The sequence below is a fragment of the Corynebacterium halotolerans genome (assembly GCF_050107895.1).
In the GTDB taxonomy this organism is placed as follows: domain Bacteria; phylum Actinomycetota; class Actinomycetes; order Mycobacteriales; family Mycobacteriaceae; genus Corynebacterium; species Corynebacterium halotolerans_B.
In genome coordinates, this window is sequence record NZ_JBNILW010000004.1 from 64851 (window position 1) to 89452 (window position 24602).

Consider the following 24602-nt stretch of genomic DNA (forward strand, 5'->3'; position numbering starts at 1 on the left):
GCCACCCCTAGGCACCCCTTTTTCCTCCCGGGGGTGCTGGTATCTGCAGGTCAACGGGCCGTTCCGTGCCCTGTATGTTCGCAAAGCGAACAGCTTGGAGAAAATTGTTCCGAGTCTTAACGTGAGTTCCGCGTCACGAAGCATGCTGCAGTGTTTCAGTATCACAGCAGCTCACGGCCCTGATTCCAGGCATGGTCACCGGTCAACGACCGGCGGCCGCCGACAGGAGGGGAGGGACGGACCCGTCCTCTCGCCGTGACCCAGTTCGTGCTTCAGCACCGTTTTCCGACGATCAGGAAGTCTCCACTCATGTCCACAGAGAACACCACCGTGGTGCCGGCTCCGGGGAAGACCCCGAAACGGGCTGCGCTGTCCAGTTGGATCGGCTCCGCGCTCGAATACTACGATTTCGCGGTCTATGGCACCGCTGCTGCACTGGTGATCAACCAGCTCTTCTTCCCGGAGGACACCGCGCCCGGTGTCGCCATCCTGGCCTCCATGGCCACCGTGGGCGTCGCCTATGTCGTGCGTCCGCTGGGAGCGCTGATCATGGGCCCGCTGGCCGACCGTTACGGCCGCAAGTTCGTCCTCATGCTGTGCCTGTTCATGATCGGTGCCTCCACCTTCGCCGTGGGCAGCCTGCCGACCTTCGACCAGGCCGGCTACCTGGCCCCGGCGCTGCTGGTGCTCTGCCGCATCATCCAGGGGTTGTCCGCCTCCGGGGAACAGGCCAGTGCGATCTCGGTCTCGCTCGAGCACTCCACTGAACACCGGCGCGCCGTCACCGCCAGCTGGACGCTGCACGGCACCCAGTTCGGCACCCTGCTGGCCACCGCCGTCTTCATCCCCTTCACCCTCTTCCTCAGCGAGGAGGCTCTGTTGAGCTGGGGCTGGCGTGTCCCGTTCTGGCTGTCCGCCGTGGTTGTGCTGACCGCCTGGCTGATCCGCCGCCACCTGGAGGAGCCACCGGCCTTCAAGGAGGCCCAGGAGGCCAAGGCCGCCAAGGCTGAAGCCATCGCTCAGGGACTGGCCCAGGACGATGACACGAAGGCACCGTCGCCGCTCCGCCTGCTGTTCCGCTACCACAAGGCCGCGGTGCTCCGCGTCGCCGTCGCCGCCCTGATCAACACCGTCAACGTCGTGTTCACCGTCTGGTCGCTGTCCTTCGCCACCTCGGTGGTGGGCCTGGACCGCACGACGATGCTCCTTGTCCCGGTGGTCGCCAACGCCGTCGCCCTGTTGGCCATCCCCCTGTCCGGCCTGCTGGCCGACCGCATCGGCCGCCGACCGGTGTTCGCCATCGGTTCCGTCGGCTCCGGCCTCGCCATGGGCGGCTACCTCGGTGCCATCCACTCCGCGAACTGGGTCGCGATCTTCGCCGTCGGCTTCGTGATGTCCGGCCTGCTGTACTCCATGGCCAACGCCGTGTGGCCGGCCTTCTACGCCGAGATGTTCCCGACCCCGGTGCGGGTGACCGGCCTGGCGCTGGGCACCCAGATCGGTTTCGCCGTGTCCGGTGGTTTCGCCCCGGTGCTGGCCTCCGCCCTGGCGGGCGCGGCCGGTGACAACTGGATCAACGTCGGCATCTTCGTCGCCATTGTCGGTGTGCTCTCCGCCGTGGCCGGGATGACCGCCAAGGAGACCAAGGAACACAACCTCGACGAGATCGACGCCCTGCACACCGACCGGGAGGAAGCGGTCGATCTCAAGCTGGCCGGGATCAGCGACGCCAAGCGCCGCACTAGCCTGATCATCGGTCCGGACGGAGAACCGACCGAGGACAATGACAACCAGGAGGCCCGACTCTAAATGCGCACATCCATCGCCACCGTCTGTCTCTCCGGCACCCTCGCGGAGAAGCTGCGGGCTGCCGCCGACGCAGGTTTCGACGGCGTCGAGATCTTCGAGCAGGATCTGACCGTCTCACCACACTCCCCCGAGCAGATCCGGGACCGCGCCGCGGAACTCGGGCTGACCCTGGATCTCTTCCAGCCCTTCCGGGACTTCGAGGGCGTGCCGGAGGACGCCTTCGCCGCGAACCTGCGCCGCCTGGAGGCGAAATTCCAGCTGATGGGCCGGTTGGGCATCGACACCATCCTGCTGTGCTCCAACGTCGGCACCGCCACCATCGACGATGACGGGCTCTTCGCGGCCCAGCTGCGCAGCGCCGGTGAACTCGCCGAGCGTTACGGCGTGCGCATCGCCTATGAGGCACTGGCCTGGGGACGTTATGTCAACGACTTCGAGCACGCGCAGCGTATCGTCGATCTGGCGGACCACCCGTCAGTGGGCACCTGTCTGGACACCTTCCACATTCTCTCGCGTGGCTGGGACACCGCCGCGGTCGCGGACATCGCCGCCGAGAAGATCTTCTTCGTCCAGCTCGCGGACGCCCCGAAACTCAGCATGGACATCCTCTCCTGGTCCCGCCACCACCGGGTGTTCCCCGGTGAAGGCGACTTCGACCTGGTGCGCTTCATGACCTTCCTCGCCCAGGCCGGTTATGACGGTCCTGTGTCGCTGGAGATCTTCAACGACTCCTTCCGGAAGGCGGAGGTGGGCCGCACCGCCGTGGATGGTCTGCGGTCCCTGCGCTGGCTGGAGGATCAGACCTACCGGGCCCGCCAGGCTGCCGGCGCCGCCGATCCGGCCGGCACGATGGGTCTCAGCCCGCTGCCGGAGGTCGCCGACCCCGCCGGACTGGATTTCGTGGAGATCAGCACCGGGCGGCTGGGGGAGACCATCAAGCTCCTGCACCAGCTCGGCTTCCGGCTCGGCGGCTACCACCGGAGCAAGCCCGAATACCAGGTCTGGGGCCAGGGCCCGGTACGTCTCGTCGTGGGTGACCAGGGACCCACCGGGGCACCGGCCGGGATCCGTGGCCTGGGCTTCCAGACGGAGGACCCGGTGGCCGCAGAGAAGCGTGCCCACCTGCTCCAGGCGCAGTCGGTGCCGCGCGAGACGGCGGCGGATGAAGCGCAGTTGCGCGGGGTCTACGCACCCGACGGCACCGAGGTGTTCTTCTCCGGGCTCGCCGACAGCGACTACCCCGCCTGGCTGGCGGAGTTCGGGGTCAGCGAGACGGATGTCAGCGAAGATCCCCTGATCACCGGGGTGGACCACATCAACCTGGCCCAACCCTGGCAGCACTACGACGAGACGGTGCTGTTCTACACCGCGCTGATGGCCCTGGAAACCCACGCCCACGAGGAATTCCCCAGCCCGATCGGGCTGATCACCAACCAGGTGATGCGTTCGCGTAACCGTGCCGTGCAACTACTGCTCAGCGTCGCCCCCGAGGACGGCGAGCAGGGTGATTTCCTCGATGCTGCCTACCCGGAGCACCTGGCGCTGGCCACCAGCGACATCGTCGCCGTCGCGCGCCGGGCCCGACAGCGGGGACTGAACTTCATGCCGGTGCCGGACAACTACTACGAGGACCTGGCCGCCCGCTTCGAACTGGATCCGGCGTTCCTGACCCAGCTCAGGGACAACGGACTGCTCTACGACCGCGACGAGCACGGGGAGTTCCTCCACTTCTACACCGGAACCCTCGGCACAATGTTCCTGGAGGTCGTGGAACGGCGGGGCGACTTCGCCGGTTGGGGAGAGGCCAACGCCCCGGTCCGGATGGCCGCGCAGTACCGCAAGGTCCGGGACCTGGAACGCGGCATCCCGACCTGAAACCCCGCCCACTCCGCCCACCCCACGACTCCACGAGGAAACCCCGCACACCATGACTTCTGAGACCATCCTGCTCGGCCTGATCGGCGACGACATCAGCCTCTCCCGCACCCCCGCGATGCACGAGGCGGAGGGCCTGGCCCACGGCCGCCCCACCGTCTACCGTCGGTTGGACACCGTCACCCCCCGCCTGGCGGACCGCAGCCTCAACGAGGTGCTGACCGCAGCCCGCGACCTCGGCTTCAACGGCCTGAACATCACTCACCCGCACAAGCAGGCGGTGCTTCCCCTGCTTGACGACGTCGCGCCGCAGGCCGCCGAACTCGGCTCCGCCAACACCGTCGTCATCGCCGAGGACGGCACCATGACCGGACACAACACCGACGTCACCGGTTTCGCTCGGGGGCTGGCCGAGGGGCTCGCCGACGCCGCGATGGACACCGTCGTGCAGGTCGGGGCCGGCGGCGTCGGCAATGCCGTCGCCTACTCCCTGGTCACCAACGGCACCGCGAAGCTGCTCGTCGCCGACCTGGACCAGACCCGCGCGCAGGCGCTCGCCGATTCCGTGAACCGGGCCGTCGGCCGCGAAGCAGTCACCGGTGTGAGCGCCCTCGGCATCGAGGAGCACATCGCGGTGGCTGACGGTGTCGTCAACGCCACCCCGATGGGCATGCCGGCCCACCCGGGGACCGCCTTCGACACCTCCTGCCTGAGCCAACGGCACTGGGTCGGGGACGTGGTCTACATGCCGATCGAGACCCAGCTGCTGGCCGAATCCCGGGCCCTCGGTTGCCGCACCCTCGACGGCACCCGCATGGCCGTCTACCAGGCGGTCGACGCCTTCCGCCTCTTCACGGGGCTGGAGCCCGACGCCCGGCGCATGCGGGAGACCTTCCTCTCGCTGGGTTAGTGGAGCCGTGCCACACCTGTGTGTGGTCGCGCGGCCCCGGCATGCAGTGGGCCCCACCCGCTGCGGGTAGGCTGTGGCTGGCCGCCGTCGACCGCGACGGATCCGGCGCGCACAGTTCACCCGTACCCAGGGGATTGACTAGAATCAGTGGCGTGCCAGGCGAGACCGGGTGACGCCGGGTGGGAGAGTACCCCGCCCGCCAGCCGTCGGGGTGAGAATCATCCTGCGCCCGGTCTTGTACGTGCTTCAGTTTTGTCGTCCACTTTTTAGGAATAGAGACCCACTTTCATGGTTGCCACCGCCGATTCCACGCTCCACACGATCCAGGTTCCAGTCCGCTGGGCGGATTTCGACCGCTACGGTCACATCATGAACGCCTCCTACATCGAGATCGCGCAGGAAGCCCGCCTGGCATTCGCCGAGGACGAGTTCGTGGCCCGGGGAATCGACTTTGCGGTGTTCGTCCGTCACCTCGACGTGGACTACCTGCGCCCGGTGCTGCCCGACACCACTGAGCTGACGGTCGAGACCCAGGTCGTGGAACTCGGCAACACCAGCTTCACCACCCGTCAGGAGATCAAGGACCGGCAGAACCGCGTGGCCTGCGTCGTCGAGTGTGTCCAGGTGGCCATTGACACCGACACCTCCCGCCCCCGCGAGATCAACCAGACTGAGCGCAAGGTGCTGACCCAGACTGCGGACTCCGTCGACCAGATCGAGAACTGATGCAGGAGACCCTGGAAGTCACGGACGGTGCTCCCGGACTGCAGGCCCTGCTCAGTCGCGCCGTCGGCCTGGATGCCACGGCGTCCGCCCGGCTCCGCCAGCTCGACGAATTTGTCGAGGTCTTCGTCACCACCCCCTTTGAGGTGGTGGCCTCCCGCCGCGCGAAGGGCACCGTGGGACGGGACGGCGCGGTCGTCGGTGCCCATGAACTGCTCTCCGCCCTGCGCAACGGGGAGAGTCAGATCGGTCCACCGCGGGACCCGAACTGGCCGGGTGCCCTGCCACCGGCCGCCGGGTTCACCCTCGTGGACAATGTCCCGGTGCAGGTGGTCCGCCAGCTCGCCGACCAGGGTCAGGCCCTGACCCGGCAGTTCTCGGGCCCGCTCGGCCCGCCGGCCAGTCTGCTCAACCAGACCGTGCTCACCGTCACCGGGGGCGGCCACGAGGCGGCGATCCCGATGCGCATGATCTTCACCTGCACCTCCCTCAGTCTGATTCCCGGGTTTGCGGCCCCGATGGACGTCCCCCGGCACCTGCGTGTCTCGGTCAACGGGCGGTGGGTGCGGGTGGACGCCCCCTTCGGCAGCGTCTTCCGCTCCACCGGGCTGTCGCTGTTCTGATTACAGCTCGGTGACAGTTGGGGCACTGCCCCAGTTCCGTCTTGTCGCCCCACCGCCGCGTCTCTAGCGTGGGCGGTGGAGGTGCGCACATGAATCAGTATTCGAACCCGACCAGCCACCCTGGACCGGCGCAGCCGACGGCTGGCGGCTGGATCATGCCGGTGGTCACCGTCGTCGGTGTCGCGCTCGCGATCGTCACGGCCTTCATCGGCAGTGGAGCGCTGGGCGGCACCCCGATCGCGGAGGCCGCCGGCGGGGCGCTGTCCGCGGACGCCACACCGCTGGCCCCGGCGGGCACGGCCTTCAGCATCTGGAGCGTCATCTACCTCGGGCTGGCGGCCTACGCCGTATGGCAGCTGTTTCCCGTGGCGCGTCACTCGCCGCGCCAGCAGGCACTACGGCCCTGGGCACTGCTCTCCGTACTGCTCAACGCCGCCTGGATCTGGACGGTTCAGTGGGGGATGCTGCTGGCCTCGGTGATGGTGATCGTGGTGCTGTTGGCGGTCCTGATCCGGATCCTGTTCCTGCTGGGGCACCGGCGGGACGGTGGGTGGATGGAACTGCTGCTCACCGACGGCGCGTTCGGCCTGTATTTCGGTTGGGTGCTCGTCGCCTGCTTCGCCAACAGCTACGCCTGGTTGGCTGACATCGGGGTCAGTGCCTTCCGCACGGTTCCGGTCGGTCTCGCCGGAACCATCGTGGCGGGACTGGTGGCGGTGCTCGCGGCGATCCTTGACGGTGGCCGTATCGCTCCGGCCCTGGCCACCAGCTGGGGATTGGCCTGGGTCGCGGTGGGGCGCAGCAGCGGGAGTTTCGACTCCCCGGCGCTCAGCTGGGTGGCCGCCATCGCCGCTGGCGTCGTGCTGGTCGTGGCGGTGGTGCAGCGGTTGCGTTCCCGGGCCCGGGAACAACGTGACGAGAGCTCGACCTCCCTGGAAGCAGCGCGTGCCGCCATGCGCACGGAGTCCCGCGGCTGAGGCAGCTCCGCCGGGCCGGGGTCGGAATAGGCCGGAGCGCTACCGGAGCAGAACCAGCCCGGCGACCGCCGCGAAGGCGGCCACCGCCCAGGGCGGAGCCTGCCACTTCGCTAGGCCGAGCCAGCACAGCACCGCGATCGCCAGGCTGGGGATACCGGTGATCCCGTGGGTCAGGACAGGGTCATAGAAGGCGGCACCCAGCAGGCCGACCACCGCGGCGTTGATGGCGGTGAAGGCACGGCGCAGCCGGGTGTTGCTGCGCCACCGGTTCCAGAAGTGCAGCCCGGCGGGTACCAGGAGGAAAGACGGCAGAAAAATCATCACGGTGGTCACGAGGCCGCCGGGTACGCCACTGTCGACGACACCCAGGTAGGACGCCACGGTAAACATCGGCCCGGGAACCGCCTGCGCGGCGGAGTAACCGGCCAGGAATTCGTTCTGATCCACCCACCCGGGTGCCACCACCAACTGCTCCAATAGCGGCAGAACCACGTGACCACCGCCGAAGACGAGTGCGCCGGCCTGGTAGTAGGCGGCGATCCGGTCCAGCCACGGGAAACCGGACAGTAGGGCGTTGGCGAACCAGAGTCCGGTCAGCAGGCCGAGGAAGAGCACCAGGCTGGTCACCGCGGCGCGGAAGGACACCGGGCGCAGCTGGCGGTCAGTTGATTCATCGGCGTTCGCGCTGTCACTGAGGCCGGGCAGAATCATGCCGAGCAGCCCCGCCAGGACGATGACGATGACGTGGGTGGTGGGGGAGGGGAGCAGGAGAACGGCTAGTCCCGCCGCCACCGCGATCGTCGCGGTGATTCTCCCGGCGGCCATTCCCCGGGTCATGCCGGCTATCGCGTGGAAGACCACGGCCACCGCGGCGGCGAGCAGGCCCCGGACCCACCCGGCGTCGCCGTCCACGCCCGCCACTCCCAGCAGGAGAGCGAAGACCATGAGCAGCGTCATCGAGGGCAGGGTGAACATCAGCCAGGCCAGGAACATGCCGGCCCATCCGGCGCGATGGTACCCCAGGGCCATCCCCACCTGGGAGGACCCGGGGCCGGGGAGAAACTGGCTGAGCGCCACCAGCTCAGCGTAGTGGCGTTCCGGCAGCCAGTTGCGCCGGTGGACGAACTCCTCCCGGAAATAGGCGAGGTGGGCGGTGGGGCCACCGAAGGAACTCAAGCCCAGCAGGCCGAAAACGCCGGCCACTTCGCGGAGCGGGGATGCGGTCATGTGCAGCAGCTTAAATCGTAACCCGGTCATACGCTGGGTGGATGGGACATGGGGGAGCGCTTCGCAGCGGCGGTGACTGTGCCACAATCGAGAGTAATAACCGTCACAGGCCACGTAACAGGAGGCGTCATGCACATCGGAATCCCGCGGGAACTCATGAACAGCGAGGGGCGTGTGGCCTTGAGCCCCGCGGGAGCCGGGGCCCTGGTCGAGGCCGGCCACACCGTTCTGGTCGAGGCCGGGGCCGGGGCGTCGTCCTCCATGCCGGACCAGCAGTACCGCGACGCCGGGGCTCAGCTGGTGGACGAGGCAGTCGCGGTCTGGCGGGACGCCGAGCTGATCCTGAAGGTGAAGGAACCCCTGGAACGCGAGTTCGGCTACCTCCGCCCGGACCAGATGCTGTTTACCTATCTGCACCTGGCAGCTTCCCGCCCGGTCACCGAGGCCCTGCTGGAATCGGGGATCACGGCCATCGCCTATGAGACGATCACCGACGCCGCCGGGGGCCTCCCGCTACTGACGCCGATGAGCCAGGCCGCCGGCCGGCTCGCCGTGATGGAAGGGGCGCACCACCTGCAGAGCCCCATGGGCGGGCGGGGCGTGCTCCTGCCCGGAGTGCCCGGAACCCCGGCCGGCAAGGTCGTGGTCCTCGGTGGCGGGCAGGTGGGGGCCTCCGCCGTCGCGATGGCCCTGGGGCTGCGCGCGGAGGTCACGGTGCTGGACCTGGAACCGCGGGTGCTGCAGCAATTCGACGATCTCTACCAGGGGCGGGTCCGCACCCTGGTGTCCACGCCTCAGGCCGTGGAGGAGGCCCTGCTCGACGCCGACCTGGTGATCGGGGCAGTGCTGGTGGCGGGAGCCAAGACCCCCGTGCTGGTACCGGACACTCTGGTGGCCCGGATGAAGGAGGGCTCGGTGCTGGTGGATGTGGCGGTCGACCAGGGAGGGTGCTTCGAGTCCTCGCACGCGACCTCGCATGAGCGCCCCACCTTCAGGGTGGAAAACACCATCTTCTACTGCGTGCCCAACATGCCGGGGGCGGTGGCCAACACCACGACCCAGGCGCTCACCAATGCCACGCTGCCGTTCGTGCGCAGCGTAGCGGACCTGGGGCTCGACGCGGCCGTCGAGAAGCATCCGGGGCTGGCTGACGGCCTGATGACGCGGGGCGGCAAGCTCCGGAGCAGGGCCGTGGCGGAAGCGCACGGGCTGCCGCTGGCGGAGGGCTAAGGCGCCCGGTTGATGAGCATCTGCGCCACCCGCTCCATGTGGTCCCACATGGCCGCGCGATAGGCCGGAGGCATCGTCTCCTCATCGATCCGGTCGAGGGAGTTGCGCATCAGTTCCAGCCAACGCTCGGCCTCCGGTAGGCCGATGGAGTAGTTGACGTGGCGCATCCGCAGTCGGGGATGGCCGCGGTTGGCGGAGAAGGTCTGCGGCCCGCCCCAGTACTGCGCCAGGAACCACTTGAGGCGTTGTTCCGCGCCCTCCCAGTCCTGGTTCGGATAGAGGGGGCCGATCACATCATCCTCGCGCACCTGCTCATAAAACCCCGCGACGAGGCGGGCGAAGGTGGGTTCTCCACCGACGGCCTCATAGAAGGAGACCTGGCGCTGATTGGGCTGGGGGTTCGGTGACGTGCTCATGGGCGCCAGTCTATACGGGGGAGGGGTACCACAGAAAGTGACGGCACCGGGGCCGCCCGGGCTGAACGGGCGACCCCGGTGCCGTGCGCTTCTGGGGGAGGGGAGGGAAGGTCAGATCTCGTAGTCCTGCGGCCGGTAGGCGCCGATGCCGTAGGGGTAGGGCGTGGTGATCTTCTCCTTGCGCATGTCGTTGAGCACCTTGCCCTGCAGGATGCGCTGGGTCTCCCACTGCCGGCCGGGCAGGGTCTTGACCGAGATGCGGTAGGAGAGGTAGTCCGGCTGGAAATCGGTGATGCCGTTCATCACGGGTTCCTCGATCACACCGTCGCGGATCCGCTCATCCTGTACGCCCTCATTGACGGAGGCGAGAATGACCTCCCAGGCCTTCTCGGAGTCATTGGACAGGCCGACCGGGATCTGCAGGCGGGCGATGGAGAACTCGTCGGAGAGGTTGCCCACGCGCAGGATCTCCCCGTTGCGGACGTACCAGACGGTGCCGTCGATGTCGCGCAGGGTGGTCAGCCGGAGGCTGATGTCCTCGACGTCACCGATGATGCCCTCACCCAGGTCGACGGTGTCGCCGACGCCGTACTGGTCCTCGAGCAGCATGAAGATACCGGACAGAAAATCCTTGACCAGGGACTGGGCGCCGAAGCCGATGGCCAGGCCGACCACACCGGCGGAGGCGATGATCGGGCCGACGTTGATGTTGATCGACTGCAGCACCGCCAGCACGGCCCAGGCCCAGATGAGGATGGCCGCCGCTGATTTGCCGACCGCCGCCAGTGTCTTGATGCGGGCCTTCCGCCGGTCATCCTGGGCCTTGTTCATGGCCTGGACATGGGGCGGGATTTCCTCGGTCTCCACCTTCTTCTTGCCGATTCGGCCGGGTAACTTGGGCTTCTTGAGTCTGGAGTTGATGTTGCGTTGGGCCAGTTTGTCGATGCCCCGGCGGACCAGCCAGTGCGCGACGGCGGCGATGATGATCGTCACGAGGATCTCGAGGGGTTTCCGGATCAGCCACTCCTGGGTGACCGGTTCCTGCCACCAGGAGGTGACGTTGTCTGCCGTCTCCTGGGCCGAGGTCGACATTGCGTACACGTTCGTTGTTAACTCACTCATCCCTTCCGGAGTGTAGGCGCAGGCCGTTAACTCCTGCTGCCGGGAATCTGGCAGGCACCTGAAAACGGTGGTGAGTGGGAGGGGACAAGCTCGCCGGCGGGCCGAAGTGGGAGGAACCGGGCCGCGCCGGACCTTCCCCGGCCCTTCATCGGCGGGGCGCCGGGGCCGGCGGGGAATCATCTGCTCCGGACGCCGGACCACCTGTGTGAATATAATTCCTCACCCGAGGGCGAAGAAACATACCGCTTAGTCTATTCTGGTCAGGTGACATGGCCCGCAACGGCCAGCCGACGAACTGACAGGAGCAGGTAGCAATGAGCGCCGCAGGTAACCCGGGTTTTTCCACCCAGAGCATTCACGCCGGATATGAGCCGGACTCCCTGTACGGTCCAATCAACACGCCGATCTACGCTTCCACCACCTTCGCGCAGGATGGTCTGAATGAGTTGCGGGGCGGTTATGAGTACACCCGGGTGGCCAACCCCACCATCACCGCCCTGGAGCGCACCGTCGCCGCCCTGGAGAACGCGGAGTTCGGCAAGGCGTTCTCCTCCGGGATGGCGGCCACCGACATCCTCCTGCGGGTGCTGCTCAAGCCCGGTGACCACCTCATCCTGGGCCACGACGCCTACGGGGGCACCTGGCGCCTGATCGACTCGGTCTTCGCGCCGTGGGGTGTGGAGTACACGGTGGTGGACACCACCGACGCCGCCGCAGTCGGCGCGGCCGTGACCGACAAGACCAAGGTGATCTGGTTGGAGACGCCCTCCAATCCGGCGCTGGCGATCACGGACATCGCGGCCGTCGCGCAGGTCAAGGGTGCGGCCAGTCTGGTCGTGGACAACACCTTCGCCTCCCCGTACCTGCAGCGCCCGCTGGCGTTGGGCGCCGACGTCGTGCTGCACTCGACCACCAAGTACCTGGGCGGCCACTCCGACGTCGTCGGTGGCGTGGTGGTGACCAATGACACCGACATCGATGAGCAGCTGCTCTTCATGCAGGGCGGGGTCGGCCCGATCCCGAGCGTCTTCGACGCCTACCTGACGGCCCGCGGCATCAAGACCCTGAGCGTGCGCATGAACCGCCACTGCGACAACGCCGAGAAGATCGCCCGGTTCCTGGACTCCCGGGAGGAAGTCTCCCAGGTGCTCTATCCGGGACTCGCCTCACACCCCGGCCACGAGATCGCGGCGAAGCAGATGGACCGTTTCGGGGCGATGATCTCCGTCCGGTTCGCGGGTGGCGAGGAGGCGGCCCGGAAGTTCTGCACCGCCACCAAACTGATCTGTCTGGCAGAGTCCCTCGGCGGGGTGGAGTCCCTGGTGGAGCACCCGGCCACCATGACCCACCAGTCCGCCGCCGGCTCCCAGCTGGAGGTCCCGCGCGACCTGGTGCGGATCTCCATCGGCATCGAGGACGCCGATGATCTCCTGGCCGATGTGGAACAGGCCCTGGCCGCGCTCTAACGACCCCTAGACTGGGGCCATGAGTACCGCACCGAAGAAGACCGCAGTCGTCACCGGCGCCACCGGGGGCATGGGCAGGCTGATCGTCGCCGACCTGGCGCGCGACCACCACGTCTACGCCCTCGGCCGAAACCCGGAGAAACTCGCCGAACTCGACGACCTGGCCAACGTCACCGCCCTGGCGGTGGATCTGACCGTGCTGCTCCGGGAGGACGCGGATCTCGCTGAGTACCCCGGCCTGGCCGCGCTCGGCGAACTGGGCCACGTGGATCTGCTGGTGCACGGCGCCGGGCTGATGGAGCGACGCTCCGTCGAGCAGGCCACCGCCGCTGACTGGCAGCTCCAGTTCAACGTCAACGCGGTGCTTCCGGCGCTGCTGACCCGGCTGCTGCTGCCGACGTTGCGGACCGCACGGGGGCAGATCATCTTCATCAACTCCATCAACGGCCAGACTCCGGCGGCCGGCCACAGTGTCTACGTGGCCAGTAAGCACGCGCTGCGCGGTATCGCCGACAGCTTGCGCGACGAGGTCTCCCCGGACGGGGTGCGGGTGGCCAGTCTGTTCCCCTCCGGTACGGACACCGCGATGATGCGCAAGATGGTCGCCCAGGTGGGCGAGGACGTCTACCGTCCGGAGTATTACTCGGACCCGGCCGAGATCGCCCGTGCGGTGCGCCTGATCGCCGACACCGGCGAGACCACCCAGTTCACCAACCTCGACATCCGGCCGCGCCGCCCCTGAGATCCCGGGGCGAGCCGGCCGGGGCGCCGTTAGACTGGTGCGCATGACTGGGAAAATTGCTGTCGTGACCGGAGCGACCGGCGGGATCGGCCGAATGATCGTGGAGGACCTGGCCCGGGACCACCGCGTGTACGCGCTGGGGCGCAACGCCGAAAAACTGGCGGAGCTCGGCGAGCTGGCGAATGTCGTCGCCGTGGCAGCCGACCTGGACCGTGAGCTGCTCGATGATTCGCCGGGCGCGGGGCTCACCGAAGTGCTCGGGCAGCCCCGGGTGGATGTCCTGGTCAACGCCGCGGCCATCGCGCACCGCCACACGGTGGAAGACGCGGAGCCGGCGGATTGGCGCGGGATGTTCGACACCAATGTCTTCGTCCCGGCTGAGTTGACCCGACAACTGCTCCCAGCTCTGCGGGCGGCACGTGGGCTGGCGGTGTTCGTCAATTCCGGCGCCGGTAGAGGCGCATACCCGGGAAATGCCGTCTACGCGGCCACCAAGCACGCCCTCTACGCGCTGACGGACGCCCTGCGCCGGGAGGAATCCAACAACGGGGTGCGCATCACCTCTGTGGCGCCGGGCCCCACGGACACCCCAATGCTGCAGGGACTCAACAGCCAGGCCGGAACCGGGTATGACCGGTCCCACTACATCGATCCGGTGGAGGTGGCCCGGGCCCTGCGCACCGCGGTTGACGCGGGACCGAGCACCCAGCTCACCGACATCGCGGTGCGGCCCCGGGTCGAGCTGGCGGATCTGCCGGAGGCGACCCGCAGCTGACCGCGGTGGGCCCTGGCTACCGGGCCCGGCCCCCGGTGGCGATGTGCAGCGCGCTGCAGGCGGCGATGTCCGTTTCCTGCAGCATCAACGGGTCGGTTCCGGGCATCGGTGAAATCGTTGTGTCCGGCAGCTGCGCGTAAGTGGGGATCCCGATCAGGTGGAGTCTGGCATCGCGCTGCTGATCGGCGCCCACCAGCAGCCGGGAACCCGGTTCCACCTCGGGGGAACCGGTGGCGATGCGCTGGCTGTCCGTCGTGGTGTCGTGGAAGGGGCGTACCCGGCCGGTCGCGACCAGGCTGCGGGAGAGCGCGTCCTGCGGGCGGCGGATATCCGGCTTGTGCATCCAGGCGTCCACCAGGGTCTTCGCGTGCACCAGCGACTCCCCGGTGGTCGGGGACTTCATCACGAACTCGCCGGCCTGTTCATCCACCCGTAGTTTCGGGTCCGCCCCCAGGAAGCTGACCAGGCCGGCGTCGACCAGGGCGAGCAGCTGCCGGGTGCGGAACAGCGGCGGGCCCGAGCCGGCCATCTGGCCGATCGCCATCAACGTGGCGTAGCGGTTGCGCCGGGACTCAAAGGTGTAGCGTCCCTCCGCGCCCAGGATGGAGGCGGGTTTGCGGGAGGCACTGATTGACCACAGGGCCGCCTTGAGCGGGGAATCCAGGCCCGCTTCCGCCGCCGCGATATCGGTGGTCATGCGGCGGGCGATGAACTCGGTCAGCTCGGAACGCCCCACCTCCACACCAGCCAGAGGGTGCTCCCAGGCGGAGAGGTCGAAACGGTCCGTCGGGTCGGGAACGAGCTCGGCCAGTCTCCGGGTGAGATTCTCCAGCTGCGCACTGTCGATGACCTGGATGATGTCGCGCAACGAACCGGCGATGGCGGCGGGACGCACCCGGGAGAGCACCCGGTAGTAGGCCTCGTAGGCGTCGCGGACCACAGCGGGCCAGACCTGGGCGTCGAAGTCGATGCTGGCCGGCCCCAGCATGCCGGTGGGGAGGGAATCGATCACGGCGCGCAGGCGGGTGAGATGGGCACTGGGCGGAAGCCCGCCAAAGTTCGATTTCGGCAGGTAGGGATAACCCCGGAAGGAGGAGACGAGCAACTGCGGCTCCCGGCCGGAGGGCTCATAACGCAATCCGGACCGGGTGCCGTCATCCGGGAGGAAACGGCCGCCGCGGTCGATGCTCACCTGGGCCATCAGATCGAAGAACCCCATGCCGAGACCGCGGACCAGTGCCAGCTCCCCGGCGGGGATCCGGTCCACGGCCTGGTCCAGCGGATTGCCGGGGCGGACCCAGGTCAGTCCAGGATTGTGTGCCGCGGCCGCAGTCAACTGCTGCTCCTCGGCGTTCGGGCCGGGAATGGTCCAGCCCAGCGCGAGGATCGTGGCGTCCGCCCTGATCTCCGGGCCCTCGGACAGGGTGAGTACATCATGGTCCCCGGCATCTCGGACCTCGGTCACCCGGGTCAGGTGCCGGACCACTTCCACGGAATCGGGCAGCCGTTGCAGGGCCACGTCGAAACACCAGCGCAGATAGGCACCGTAGAACGCCCGTGAGGGGTGGGACTCCGGGCGGGAGGTGGCGATTTCCGCGGCGAACTCCTCCGCCACGGACGGGTCCGGCGGGAAGGCGTCGAAGGTTCGGAGCTTGGCGGCGCTGATGCCCTCCCGCTCCCCGCGCAACAGCTGGATCCACTCGTACTGGATCGGGCCCTCGAAGACGGGGGCGGACACCGTGGACCCTGGCTCGGTGAACAGGGTGACAGCCCCGGCGAGCGTGTTCATGCACAACGTCCGGGTCTGGGTGGTGTCCCAGACCCGGCCGGCACCGAGCTCCGTGTCGTCGATCAGGCGCAGGATGAGCGGGCGTGACTGACCATGCAGTTGGGCGGCCAGCCGCTCAACCACGGAGATGCCGCGGGGGCCCATGCCGACGACGGCGATGGCGGGGGTGGGGGTGGGGGTGTGACCTCGCATGTGGACATACCTTACCCTGCGTCAAAAACAGACAAAGTAGTATGTCTGTCATTAACCACTTGGTCTGCCATATGTTAGGTTTCAGTGGAAAATAAGTTGTCGTCCGTTACTCCCCGAAATTCCGGAGTGCGTGCCGCAGAAAGAGGAAGCGATGAGATTCGACACCGCCCGCAGCCCCCGGCGCAGCAGGCGCCGAGGGTTGCTGGGGACCCTCGTGGCGCTGATCGCCGGGGCCACCCTGCTGGGTGCGTGCAGCACCAGTGCAGAGAAGGTTTCGGAGAACACGTTGACCTACCTCGAGCCGATCTTCTTCACCAGCCTGTACCCACCGTCCGCCGGCTTCTACCCGAATGGCGGTGTGGTCAACAACATCACCGACCGGCTGCTCTACCAGGATCCCGAAACCCTGGAGCTGCACCCCTGGATCGCCACGGAGCTGCCGGAGGTCAACGAAGACAGCACCGTCTACACCTTCAACATCCGCACCGACGTCACCTACTCGGACGGCTCCCCACTGACCGCGGAGAACGTGGTCGCCAACTTCGATCTCTACGCCGAGGGCGATGATGGACGACTGCTGACCGGTTCGGAGCAGATCACCAACTATGAACGCGGGGAGGTCATCGACGACGACACCGTGCGCTTCCATTTCTCCGCACCCGCCCCCGGGTTCGCGCAGGCAACCAGCTCCTTCAACGCGGGACTGCTCGCTGACGAGACCCTGGAGCTCGACAACTCCGGATTCGCGCCGGGCAATGCGGTCGGTGTCATCGGCTCTGGCCCGTTCGTGATCACCCACGAAGATCTGGGCACCGAACTGACGTTGAGCGCCCGCGAGGACTATGACTGGGCCCCGCCGACCCACCCGCACCAGGGCCGCACCCCGCTGGATGCGGTCCATTACGTGCTCGCCGGTGAGGAGTCCGTCCGTGTCGGCGGCCTCGTGGCCGGGCAGGCCGACATCGCCCGCCAGGTCGAGGCCCCGGTGGAACGCCACCTGCTGAACCAGGGGCTCAACGTGGTCAGCCGCGGCACCAACGGCATGAACAATCAGCTGGTCTTCCGGTTCCAGCACCCCAAGCTCGCCGACATCCGCGTGCGGCAGGCGTTGATCCACGGCATTGACCGGGAGGGGATCATCGGCACCCTGTTCTCGGATTCCTACCCGTTGGCCACCAGCTCCGTGGCCGCCACGGCGCTGGGCTACCGCGACCAGGGCGACGCCTACGATTTCGATCCGGAGCGGGCGGAACAGCTGCTCGATGAGGCCGGGTGGCTGCCGGGCCCGGACGGCATCCGGGTCAAGGACGGCGAACGGATGTCACTGACCGTCAATGAGGCCGTGCCCCAGCCGAGGTCGCGGGAGGTGATCACCAAGGTGCAGGAACAGCTGCGCCGCATCGGCGTGGAGATCCACCTGAACCCGGGCGACCACGCCAGCCAGAACGCCGACTCGCTGGACCAGGACAACATCCAGATCCGCCACACCATGGTCGGCCGGGCCGACTATGACGTGATCAAGTCGCTGTACCACTCCGACAACCGCAATGAGCTGCTCAACCTCAACCCCCACACCGGTGAGATCGGGGACCGGCAGCTGGAGGACCTGCTCGAGGCCATCGCCTCCGCCCCGGAGGAGGCGGAGCGCGACCGGCTCGCCGGCGAGGTCCAGGACTACCTCACGGAGCAGGCCTATGTCCTGCCGCTGTTCGAGGAACCCCAGGTATTCGGCCTCCAGCCCTATGTCAGGGATTTCCAGCCGGAGGCCATCGGCCGCCCATCCTTCTACGGGGTGTCCATCGACGAGCAGGCGGCCCAGGCCGCCGGTGCCAGCTCGGAAACAAAGGAGTAGGACGTGACCTCGAAGTACATTCTGCGGCGCATCGGCCAGGCCGTGCTGGTGCTGTTCATCACCTACACCCTGTCCTTCCTGCTGCTGTCCGCGCTGCCCTCGGACGCGGTGACCGCCCGCTACGCCTCCCCGGACCTCGGCCTCTCAGCCGAGGAGATTGACCGGATCCGCCGGGAACTTGGAGCGGATCAGCCACTGGTCTGGCAGTACCTGACGTCTCTCGCGGGCTTTGTCACCGGCAGCTTCGGCTTCTCCGTGCAGACCGGCACCGAGGTGTCCACGATGCTCGCCGAAGCCCTGCCGGGCACCCTGCTCCTCGCGCTGCTGGCCTTCCTCCTGGCCGTCGTCGTGGCGCTGGTGATCGCGATCCTGGCGACCCTGGACTCCATGGCGTGGCTGCGGAGCATCGCCCGCGCGTTGCCCCCGGTGATGATCTCGTTGCCGCTGTTCTGGCTCGGGATCATCGCCATCCAGATCGTGTCCTTCCAACTCGGCCTGGTACCGGTCATCGGGGCCACCACGGCTCAGGCCCTGATCCTGCCCACGATCACCCTGGCGGTCCCCATCGCGGCACCGCTCGCCCAGGTGCTCATCCGCGGCATCGATGAGGTCAAGGCCCGGCCGTTCATCGCCGTGGTCCGCTCGCGCGGGGCCAGCCAGGCGTGGATCTTCTGGCGCAACGTCCTGCGCAACGCCCTGCTCCCGGCGCTGACCATGGCCGGTCTGCTCTTCGGCGAGCTGGTCGGTGGGGCAGTGGTCACCGAGGCGGTCTTCGGCCGGGCCGGGATCGGCTCGATGACCGTGGACGCGGTGTCCAACCGCGATACCCCGGTGCTGTTGGCGGTCGTGGTGCTCTCGGCCACCGCCTACATCCTCATCAATCTCATCGTGGACCTGCTCTACCCGGTTCTCGATGCCCGTCTGCGCAGGAAGGTCACGGCATGAGTACCCCCACGTTCCGGGCACGGCCCGCCACCCCTGATTCCCCGGCCACACCCCGGCGGCGGTCCCGGATGCACCGCAACCCCTGGCGCTCCCCGGGCGCGGTCATCTCAGTGGTCATCCTCGTGCTGGCCCTGGCCGCAGCCGTCGTGCCGCAGCTGTTCACCAGTCTCGACCCCGCCAGCGGCACCTTCGCCCCGCTGCTGGAACCCAACCCGGAGAACTGGTTCGGCACCGACTCCGTCGGCCGTGACCTCTATGCCCGTGTGGTCCACGGCGCCCGGCAGTCCCTGTCCGGCGCGGTGATCGCCGTACTGGTGGGACTGATCGTCGGCACCCTCATCGGCCTGCTCGCCGGCACCCAGCGGGGCTGGGTGGACACGGTGTTGATGCGCCTGGTGGACGTCCTGCTGTCCATTCCGTCGTTGCTGCTGAGCCTGTCGGTGATCATCCTGCTCGGTTTCGGCACGATGAACGCCGCCATCGCGGTGGGCGTGACCTCCGTGGCCACGTTCGCCCGGTTGGCCCGCTCCCAGGTGCTCACCGTCGCCGGCAGCGACTTCGTTGAGGCCGCCTATGGTTCAGGCGGAACGCGGGTGCAGGTGCTGCTGCGCCACGTGCTGCCGAACTCCCTGACGCCGGTGCTCGCGCTCGCCGCCCTGCAATTCGGCTCCGCCCTCCTGCAACTGGCCACCCTGGGCTTCCTGGGCTACGGCGCCCCGCCGCCCACGCCCGAGTGGGGCCTGCTGATCGCCGATTCCCGCGACTACATCGCCACGTCCTGGTGGCTGACGATCCTGCCCGGCGTGGTCATCATCGCCGTGGTGCTCGCCGCCAACCACCTCAGCCAGATCATCCGGAAGGACAGCTAAATGGCCGCGCAACGACCCACGACGAACCACCCCACCGGTGCCGAAGCCACCCCACTGCTCCGGGTGGAGGGCCTCGTCGTCTCCTACGAGACCGCCCGCGGCCGGATCAACGCCGTGAACGGGGTGGACCTGGAGGTGCACGCCGGCCAGATCACCGCGATCGTCGGGGAGTCCGGGTCCGGCAAGTCAACCACGGCGCAGGCGGTCATCGGCCTGCTGGCCCGTAACGCGAGCGTGGACGCCGGCCAGATCCGACTGCAGGGCCAGTCCCTGGCCGGCCTGCCGGAAAAGCAGTGGCGGCAGATCCGCGGTACGCGGGTGGGACTGATTCCGCAGGACCCGAACAACTCCCTCAACCCGGTCAAGACGATCGGTGCCTCCGTGGGGGAGGGGCTGGCCATCCACCACCGTGGCGACGCCGGTCAGCGCCGGCGGCGGGTGATCGAGCTGCTGGAGAAGGTGGGCATCGACAACCCGGCCAAGCGTCACGACCAGTACCCGCATGAGTTGTCCGGCGGCATGAAGCAGCGTGCCCTGATCGCCGCGGCACTCGCGCTGGAGCCGGACCTGATCATCGCCGATGAACCGACGTCGGCCCTGGACGTCACGGTGCAGAAGGTGATCCTGGATCTGTTGGATGAGATGCGCCGTGAGCTGGGCATCGGCATCCTGTTCATCACCCACGACCTCGCCGTGGCCGGCGACCGCGCCGACCGCATCGTCGTCATGCAACACGGCGAGGTCAGGGAAGCCGGGCACGCGCAGAACGTGCTGACCAACCCGCGCGACGCGTATTCCCGGCAGCTGCTGGCCGACGCCCCCTCCCTGGCCACCGCCGTCACCTTCACCCGCCCCGGGGTGGACCCTGAGGCCCCACCCCTGTTGCGGGTCAAGGACGTCCGGCAGGAGTTCGGGGAGATCGTCGCGGTCGATGACATCTCCTTCGACGTCGTGGCCGGTTCCACCCACGCGATCGTCGGCGAGTCCGGCTCGGGCAAGACCACCCTGGGCCGGTCCATCGCCGCCTTCAACACCCCGACCGCCGGTTCGATCCTCCTGAATGACGCCGAGGTGGTGGGCCTGAACGCCAAGCAGCGCCGCGAGCTGCGCCGCCGGGTCCAGCTGGTCTACCAGAACCCCTACTCCTCGCTCAATCCCCGGCAGACGATCGGGGCCACGATCGGTGAGCCCCTGCGGAATTTCACCACCGGGTCGAAGGCGGAGATCGCCGCGCAGGTCCGTCACCACCTGGATCTGGTGGCGCTGGACCCGGGCATGGTCGACCGCCGTCCCGCGGAACTGTCCGGGGGTCAGCGCCAACGCGTGGCCATCGCCCGCGCGCTGATCCTCCAGCCGGAGCTGGTCGTCCTCGATGAGGCGGTCTCGGCCCTCGACGTCACCGTCCAGGCGCAGATTCTGCGGCTGCTGGATGATCTGCAGCGTGAACTCGGTCTGACATACGTGTTCATCTCCCACGACCTGGCGGTGGTCCGCCAGATCTCCGACACGGTTTCCGTGATGAGCCGGGGCCGACAGGTGGAGTTCGGCGCGACCGGGGAAGTCTTCGACCATCCCGTCTCCACCTTCACCCGACAGCTCATCGACGCGATCCCGGGCTCCCGGTACCGTGACGGGGGACTGAATCTCGGGCTCTGACCGCCCTGTTCCACCTGTATTGCCCACCACCAAGGAAGGTAACCATGGCTGACATCATCAATCTGCTCAGCGCCCTGAACCCGGACAGTGACCTCGCCGCCGTCCGACTGGACCGCCCCGACGCCCTGGCCAACGCCCAGCGCAGCTTCGAGGCCCTGTTGGAGCCGGTCAACCCGGGCACCTTCTCCTTCGGGGAGCGCTACGCGGTGGCCAGCTACGTCGCCGGGGTCCACCGCGTGGGCAACGCGTTCACCTTCTATTCCGAGCTGCTGCTCGACGACGCCCCGGCCACCCTGCGTGACGCGGTCGTCGCCGCCGTGGAGCACGGCCGTTCCACCGGCCCCTACGGCACCTACCGGGAACCCGGTCTGGCGGCCGAGTCGGAGCCGGGTGGTGTGGTCCATCATGACGTGGCAGCGCTGGGCGACCGGCTGGCCGCGGCCCTCGACGTGGCCCATCTGATGATCTTCCACCCGCGGGACTCCCGCCCCGAGGTGCTCGGCCGGCTCTCCGCCGCCGGGTGGAGCGCGGACGACACCGTCAGCCTGACCCAGCTCGTCAGCTTCCTGTGCTTCCAGCTCCGCGTCATCCACGGTCTGCAGGTGATCAACGGCCACGAGCACATCGAGCAGGCCTCCCGGAAGGAAGGGGAGGCGGCGGACTGGCGCCTCTCGGACCGCGGCTTCGAGATCAGCACCTACCCGGAGCTGCACCGTCCGGAGAAATTCGTCAGCCACTCGCTGGGCTGGCGGCCCTGGGTGCCGCCGGTGGCCAAGGCGGACCTCAGCGAGGAACAGACCGAGGCACTGATCAAACCGGAGCGCCAGGACATGCCCTACTTCCGGCTGCTGGCCCGCGATCCGCAGGCCCTCAAGGCCCGCACGCTGACCGACCTGGACATCTTCTACAACGTGGATTCCGGCATCGGCCGCGCCGAGCGTGAGGTGGCGGCCGCCGTGACCTCCCGCCTCAACGGCTGCGTCTACTGTGCCTCCGTCCACACCCACCGCGCCCTGGAGGAATCCGAGGGCCGTGAGGCCGACATTGAGCGGCTGCTGGACGAGGGCGTGGATGCCGACCTGGGCGATGAGCTGTGGAACGCCATCGGCTCGGCCGCGGCGGCCCTGACACGCACCCCTATGCAGTTCGGTGAGGCCCACGTGGAGCGGCTCGCCGCCCTGGATCTGGACGCCACCGCCGTGATCGACATCATCAACGCCGCCGCCTTCTTCAACTGGGCCAACCGCCTCATGCTCGTGCTGGGCGAACCGGAGCTGCCCGCCCGGTTCCGCTAAACTCCCGGTACGTGAGTGACTTCCTGGCCCGTTACGAGGCGATGTCGCACCGTGCCGCCGCCTCGGTGATCGCCGCCTACTCCACCAGTTTCTCCCTGGCGGTGCGGCTCCTGGACCGGCGCACCCGCCGCGACATCCGCAACCTCTACGCCGTGGTACGCATCGCCGATGAGATCGTCGACGGGGCAGCCGACCTGGCGGGAACGGACGTCCCCGCCCAGCTCGCCGCCTATGAACAGGCGGTGCTGGCGGCGCCGGGGCAGGGGTTCCACACCGATCCCGTCCTCCACGCCTACGCGGGCACGGCCCGCCGTTGCCGGCTCGACCCGGACCACCTCACCGCCTTCTTCTGGTCCATGCGGCAGGACCTGCACCACACCGACTTCACCCCCGCCCAGCTGGACCGCTACATCTACGGTTCGGCGGAGGTGATCGGCCTGCTGTGCCTGCGGATCTTCCTTGCCGGAGCAGACGCCGGGACCGAGCTGAACCACGGTGCCCGCCAACTCGGCTCCGCCTTCCAGAAGATCAACTTCCTGCGTGACCTGGCCGATGACACCGCCACTCTGGGGCGCAGCTACCTCGGCCCGCTTGACGACGCCGCGAAGCACCGGTTGATCCGTGAGGTCACCGCCGAGCTCGACGCCGCCCGCGCCGTGATCCCGCAGCTGCCCGGTTCGGCCCGGCGCGCTGTCACGGTGGCCACCGCGTTGTTCGCAGAGCTGGTGCGGCGGTTGGACGCGGCGTCGCTGGCCGAGATCAGGGCGGACCGGATCCGGGTGCCGGATCCGGTCAAGGCGCAGATCGTGGCACGCTGCCTCGTGCGGCGGCAGTAGAACCGGTGCGCGACCGGGGCGGGTCGTCCCGGGACGGCGAGTAGCATCGGCGGCTAGGCAGCGCACGGTGGTGACCATCGTGCCGGAAACAAGGAGGAGATCTGTGGGCGTGATTGATGAGCTGCTCCCGGAGCAGGCGCTGGCGGCCGTGCATGAGCGGGCGGCCGTCTATGACGAGGAGAACCGCTTCCCCCACGAGGACCTGGCGGACCTGAAGCAGGCGGGTTACCTGACCATGCTGGTGCCCACGGAGTTCGGCGGGCAGGGCTGCACGTTGGCGCAGGCCAGCCGGGCACAGCGGCGCCTCGCGCAGGCCGCCCCGGCGACCGCCCTGGCGGTCAACATGCACCATGTGATCGTGGCCATGGCCTACACGCTCTGGTTGCGGGGAGACCATCGCCTGGACTGGGTGTTCGGGGAAGTGGTGGCCGGCAAGATCTTCGCCTTCGGAATCTCGGAGGCCGGGAATGACGCGGTGCTCTTCGACTCCACCTCCGTGGCCACCCCGGAAGGGGAGGGGTACCGGATCTCCGGGACGAAGATCTTCACCTCCCTGTCCCCGGTGTGGGACTACCTGGTGGTCCACGCCGGGGTCCAGGACAAAAACGAGCTGGTCTTCGGCTTCCTCGAGCGTGGGGCGGAGGGGATCACGGTGAAGGATGACTGGGACACCCTCGGCATGCGGGCCTCCCAGTCCTGCACCACGGTCCTTGAGGACGTGGCGATGAAGCCGGCCCACGTGGGCACGCACACCCCGCTCGGCCCGAACCCGGATCCGCTGGTGTGGGGCATCTTCGGGGGTTTCGAGCTGTTGCTGGCCTCCGTCTACACCGGCATCGGGGAGCGGGCCATCGACCTGGCCAGTGCGATCGTCGCCAAGCGGCGCTCACGGGTGAGGCAGGCGCCCTATGCCCACGATCCGGACATCCGCTGGCAGATCGCGTCGGCCGGCATCCTGATGGACGGGGTGGTCCTCCAGCTGGAAAAGCTGACGGGGGACGTGGACGCCCTGGGAACCGAGCGTGACCCCGACTACGGCGGGAAGTGGTTCCTGCACTTCTCCGGCGTCAAGGGCCGGGCCACGGAGGCGGCGAAGGAGGCCGTGGAGCTGGCGGTGCGTACCTCCGGCGGCTCCCAGTACTTCCGCAGCAGCGAACTCCAGCGTCTCTACCGGGATGTGCTCGCCGGGCTCTACCACCCCTCGGACAACGAGTCGCTGCACGCCTCCTACGCCAAGGCGCTGCTGGGGCCGGTGGAGTAGCCGGCCCGGCGC

The 24602-nt window shown here is 68.2% G+C and carries 21 protein-coding genes; 17 read left to right on the plus strand and 4 right to left on the minus strand.

The genetic code is table 11. The features are described 5' to 3' along the window. The first annotated feature begins 309 nt into the window (after positions 1-309). The 6 genes from ACQCVD_RS05560 to ACQCVD_RS05585 all read left to right on the plus strand — a co-directional run bounded on the left by ACQCVD_RS05560 (position 310) and on the right by ACQCVD_RS05585 (position 6917). Positions 310-1809, plus strand: coding sequence for an MFS transporter (locus ACQCVD_RS05560; protein WP_426822725.1), 1500 nt, complete (start codon positions 310-312; stop codon positions 1807-1809). Continuing rightward, positions 1810-3684 carry a bifunctional sugar phosphate isomerase/epimerase/4-hydroxyphenylpyruvate dioxygenase family protein gene (locus ACQCVD_RS05565; RefSeq protein WP_426822726.1) on the plus strand — a complete coding sequence of 625 codons (1875 nt, stop codon included), beginning with the start codon at positions 1810-1812 and terminating at the stop codon, positions 3682-3684. 52 nt (positions 3685-3736) lie between these two features. Then, complete coding sequence (locus tag ACQCVD_RS05570; RefSeq protein ID WP_426822727.1) at positions 3737-4594, plus strand: shikimate dehydrogenase; 858 nt, start codon at positions 3737-3739, stop codon at positions 4592-4594. Between the two features lie 288 nt (positions 4595-4882). Beyond that, positions 4883-5320, plus strand: a complete 438-nt coding sequence (locus tag ACQCVD_RS05575) for an acyl-CoA thioesterase (protein ID WP_426822728.1) — start codon at positions 4883-4885, stop codon at positions 5318-5320. Next, a complete protein-coding gene (locus tag ACQCVD_RS05580; protein WP_426822729.1) occupies positions 5320-5940 on the plus strand; it encodes a hypothetical protein in 621 nt (206 codons plus the stop codon). The genes ACQCVD_RS05575 and ACQCVD_RS05580 overlap by 1 nt, the downstream gene beginning before the upstream one ends. Positions 5941-6029: 89 nt before the next feature. Beyond that, positions 6030-6917, plus strand: a complete 888-nt coding sequence (locus ACQCVD_RS05585; protein WP_426822730.1) for a TspO/MBR family protein — start codon at positions 6030-6032, stop codon at positions 6915-6917. A 39-nt stretch (positions 6918-6956) separates the two neighbouring features. Here the strand turns inward: ACQCVD_RS05585 and chrA are convergent, their stop codons facing one another. After that, positions 6957-8144 carry a chromate efflux transporter gene (chrA, locus tag ACQCVD_RS05590; protein ID WP_426822731.1) on the minus strand — a complete coding sequence of 396 codons (1188 nt, stop codon included), beginning with the start codon at positions 8142-8144 and terminating at the stop codon, positions 6957-6959. A gap of 129 nt (positions 8145-8273) precedes the next feature. Between chrA and ald the strand changes: the two genes are divergently transcribed. Beyond that, positions 8274-9374 (plus strand): alanine dehydrogenase, encoded by a 1101-nt coding sequence (gene ald / locus ACQCVD_RS05595; RefSeq protein ID WP_426822732.1) that lies wholly within the window; start codon positions 8274-8276, stop codon positions 9372-9374. On the opposite strand, the gene ACQCVD_RS05600 is transcribed toward ald, so the two are convergent. Both ACQCVD_RS05600 and ACQCVD_RS05605 read right to left on the minus strand, forming a co-directional pair. Then, positions 9371-9790, minus strand: a complete 420-nt coding sequence (locus tag ACQCVD_RS05600) for a globin (RefSeq protein WP_426822733.1) — start codon at positions 9788-9790, stop codon at positions 9371-9373. The genes ald and ACQCVD_RS05600 overlap by 4 nt on opposite strands. 111 nt (positions 9791-9901) lie before the next feature. Next, a complete protein-coding gene (locus ACQCVD_RS05605) occupies positions 9902-10912 on the minus strand; it encodes a mechanosensitive ion channel family protein (protein WP_426822734.1) in 1011 nt (336 codons plus the stop codon). 314 nt (positions 10913-11226) lie between these two features. On the opposite strand from ACQCVD_RS05605, the gene ACQCVD_RS05610 reads away from it, so the two are divergent. From ACQCVD_RS05610 to ACQCVD_RS05620, 3 genes are read left to right on the plus strand one after another with little or no spacing between them, the layout of a single operon-like run. Then, positions 11227-12378: a cystathionine gamma-synthase gene (locus ACQCVD_RS05610; protein ID WP_426822735.1), complete on the plus strand. Its 1152-nt coding sequence runs from the start codon at positions 11227-11229 to the stop codon at positions 12376-12378. Between the two features lie 19 nt (positions 12379-12397). Beyond that, positions 12398-13120 carry an SDR family oxidoreductase gene (locus tag ACQCVD_RS05615; protein ID WP_426822736.1) on the plus strand — a complete coding sequence of 241 codons (723 nt, stop codon included), beginning with the start codon at positions 12398-12400 and terminating at the stop codon, positions 13118-13120. A 43-nt stretch (positions 13121-13163) separates the two neighbouring features. Further along, a complete protein-coding gene (locus ACQCVD_RS05620; protein ID WP_426822737.1) occupies positions 13164-13895 on the plus strand; it encodes an SDR family oxidoreductase in 732 nt (243 codons plus the stop codon). A 16-nt stretch (positions 13896-13911) separates the two neighbouring features. On the opposite strand, the gene ACQCVD_RS05625 is transcribed toward ACQCVD_RS05620, so the two are convergent. After that, a complete protein-coding gene (locus tag ACQCVD_RS05625; RefSeq protein WP_426822738.1) occupies positions 13912-15876 on the minus strand; it encodes an FAD/NAD(P)-binding protein in 1965 nt (654 codons plus the stop codon). A gap of 151 nt (positions 15877-16027) precedes the next feature. Here ACQCVD_RS05625 and ACQCVD_RS05630 point away from each other — a divergent pair, with 151 nt between their 5' ends. The 7 genes from ACQCVD_RS05630 to ACQCVD_RS05660 all read left to right on the plus strand — a co-directional run bounded on the left by ACQCVD_RS05630 (position 16028) and on the right by ACQCVD_RS05660 (position 24590). Beyond that, on the plus strand, positions 16028-17728 hold the full coding sequence (locus ACQCVD_RS05630) for a TIGR04028 family ABC transporter substrate-binding protein (protein WP_426822739.1): 1701 nt from the start codon (positions 16028-16030) through the stop codon (positions 17726-17728). Between the two features lie 3 nt (positions 17729-17731). Beyond that, positions 17732-18673 (plus strand): ABC transporter permease, encoded by a 942-nt coding sequence (locus ACQCVD_RS05635; RefSeq protein WP_426822740.1) that lies wholly within the window; start codon positions 17732-17734, stop codon positions 18671-18673. Positions 18674-18741: 68 nt separating this feature from the next. Continuing rightward, positions 18742-19542, plus strand: coding sequence for an ABC transporter permease (locus ACQCVD_RS05640; protein ID WP_426822860.1), 801 nt, complete (start codon positions 18742-18744; stop codon positions 19540-19542). After that, on the plus strand, positions 19543-21198 hold the full coding sequence (locus tag ACQCVD_RS05645) for a dipeptide ABC transporter ATP-binding protein (RefSeq protein WP_426822741.1): 1656 nt from the start codon (positions 19543-19545) through the stop codon (positions 21196-21198). A 44-nt stretch (positions 21199-21242) separates the two neighbouring features. Then, positions 21243-22493 carry an alkylhydroperoxidase domain protein gene (locus ACQCVD_RS05650; RefSeq protein ID WP_426822742.1) on the plus strand — a complete coding sequence of 417 codons (1251 nt, stop codon included), beginning with the start codon at positions 21243-21245 and terminating at the stop codon, positions 22491-22493. 11 nt (positions 22494-22504) lie between these two features. Beyond that, positions 22505-23329 carry a phytoene/squalene synthase family protein gene (locus tag ACQCVD_RS05655; RefSeq protein WP_426822743.1) on the plus strand — a complete coding sequence of 275 codons (825 nt, stop codon included), beginning with the start codon at positions 22505-22507 and terminating at the stop codon, positions 23327-23329. 103 nt (positions 23330-23432) lie between these two features. Next, entirely contained in the window at positions 23433-24590 is a 1158-nt protein-coding gene (locus ACQCVD_RS05660) for an acyl-CoA dehydrogenase family protein (RefSeq protein ID WP_426822744.1), read from the plus strand. Positions 24591-24602 lie beyond the last annotated feature (12 nt).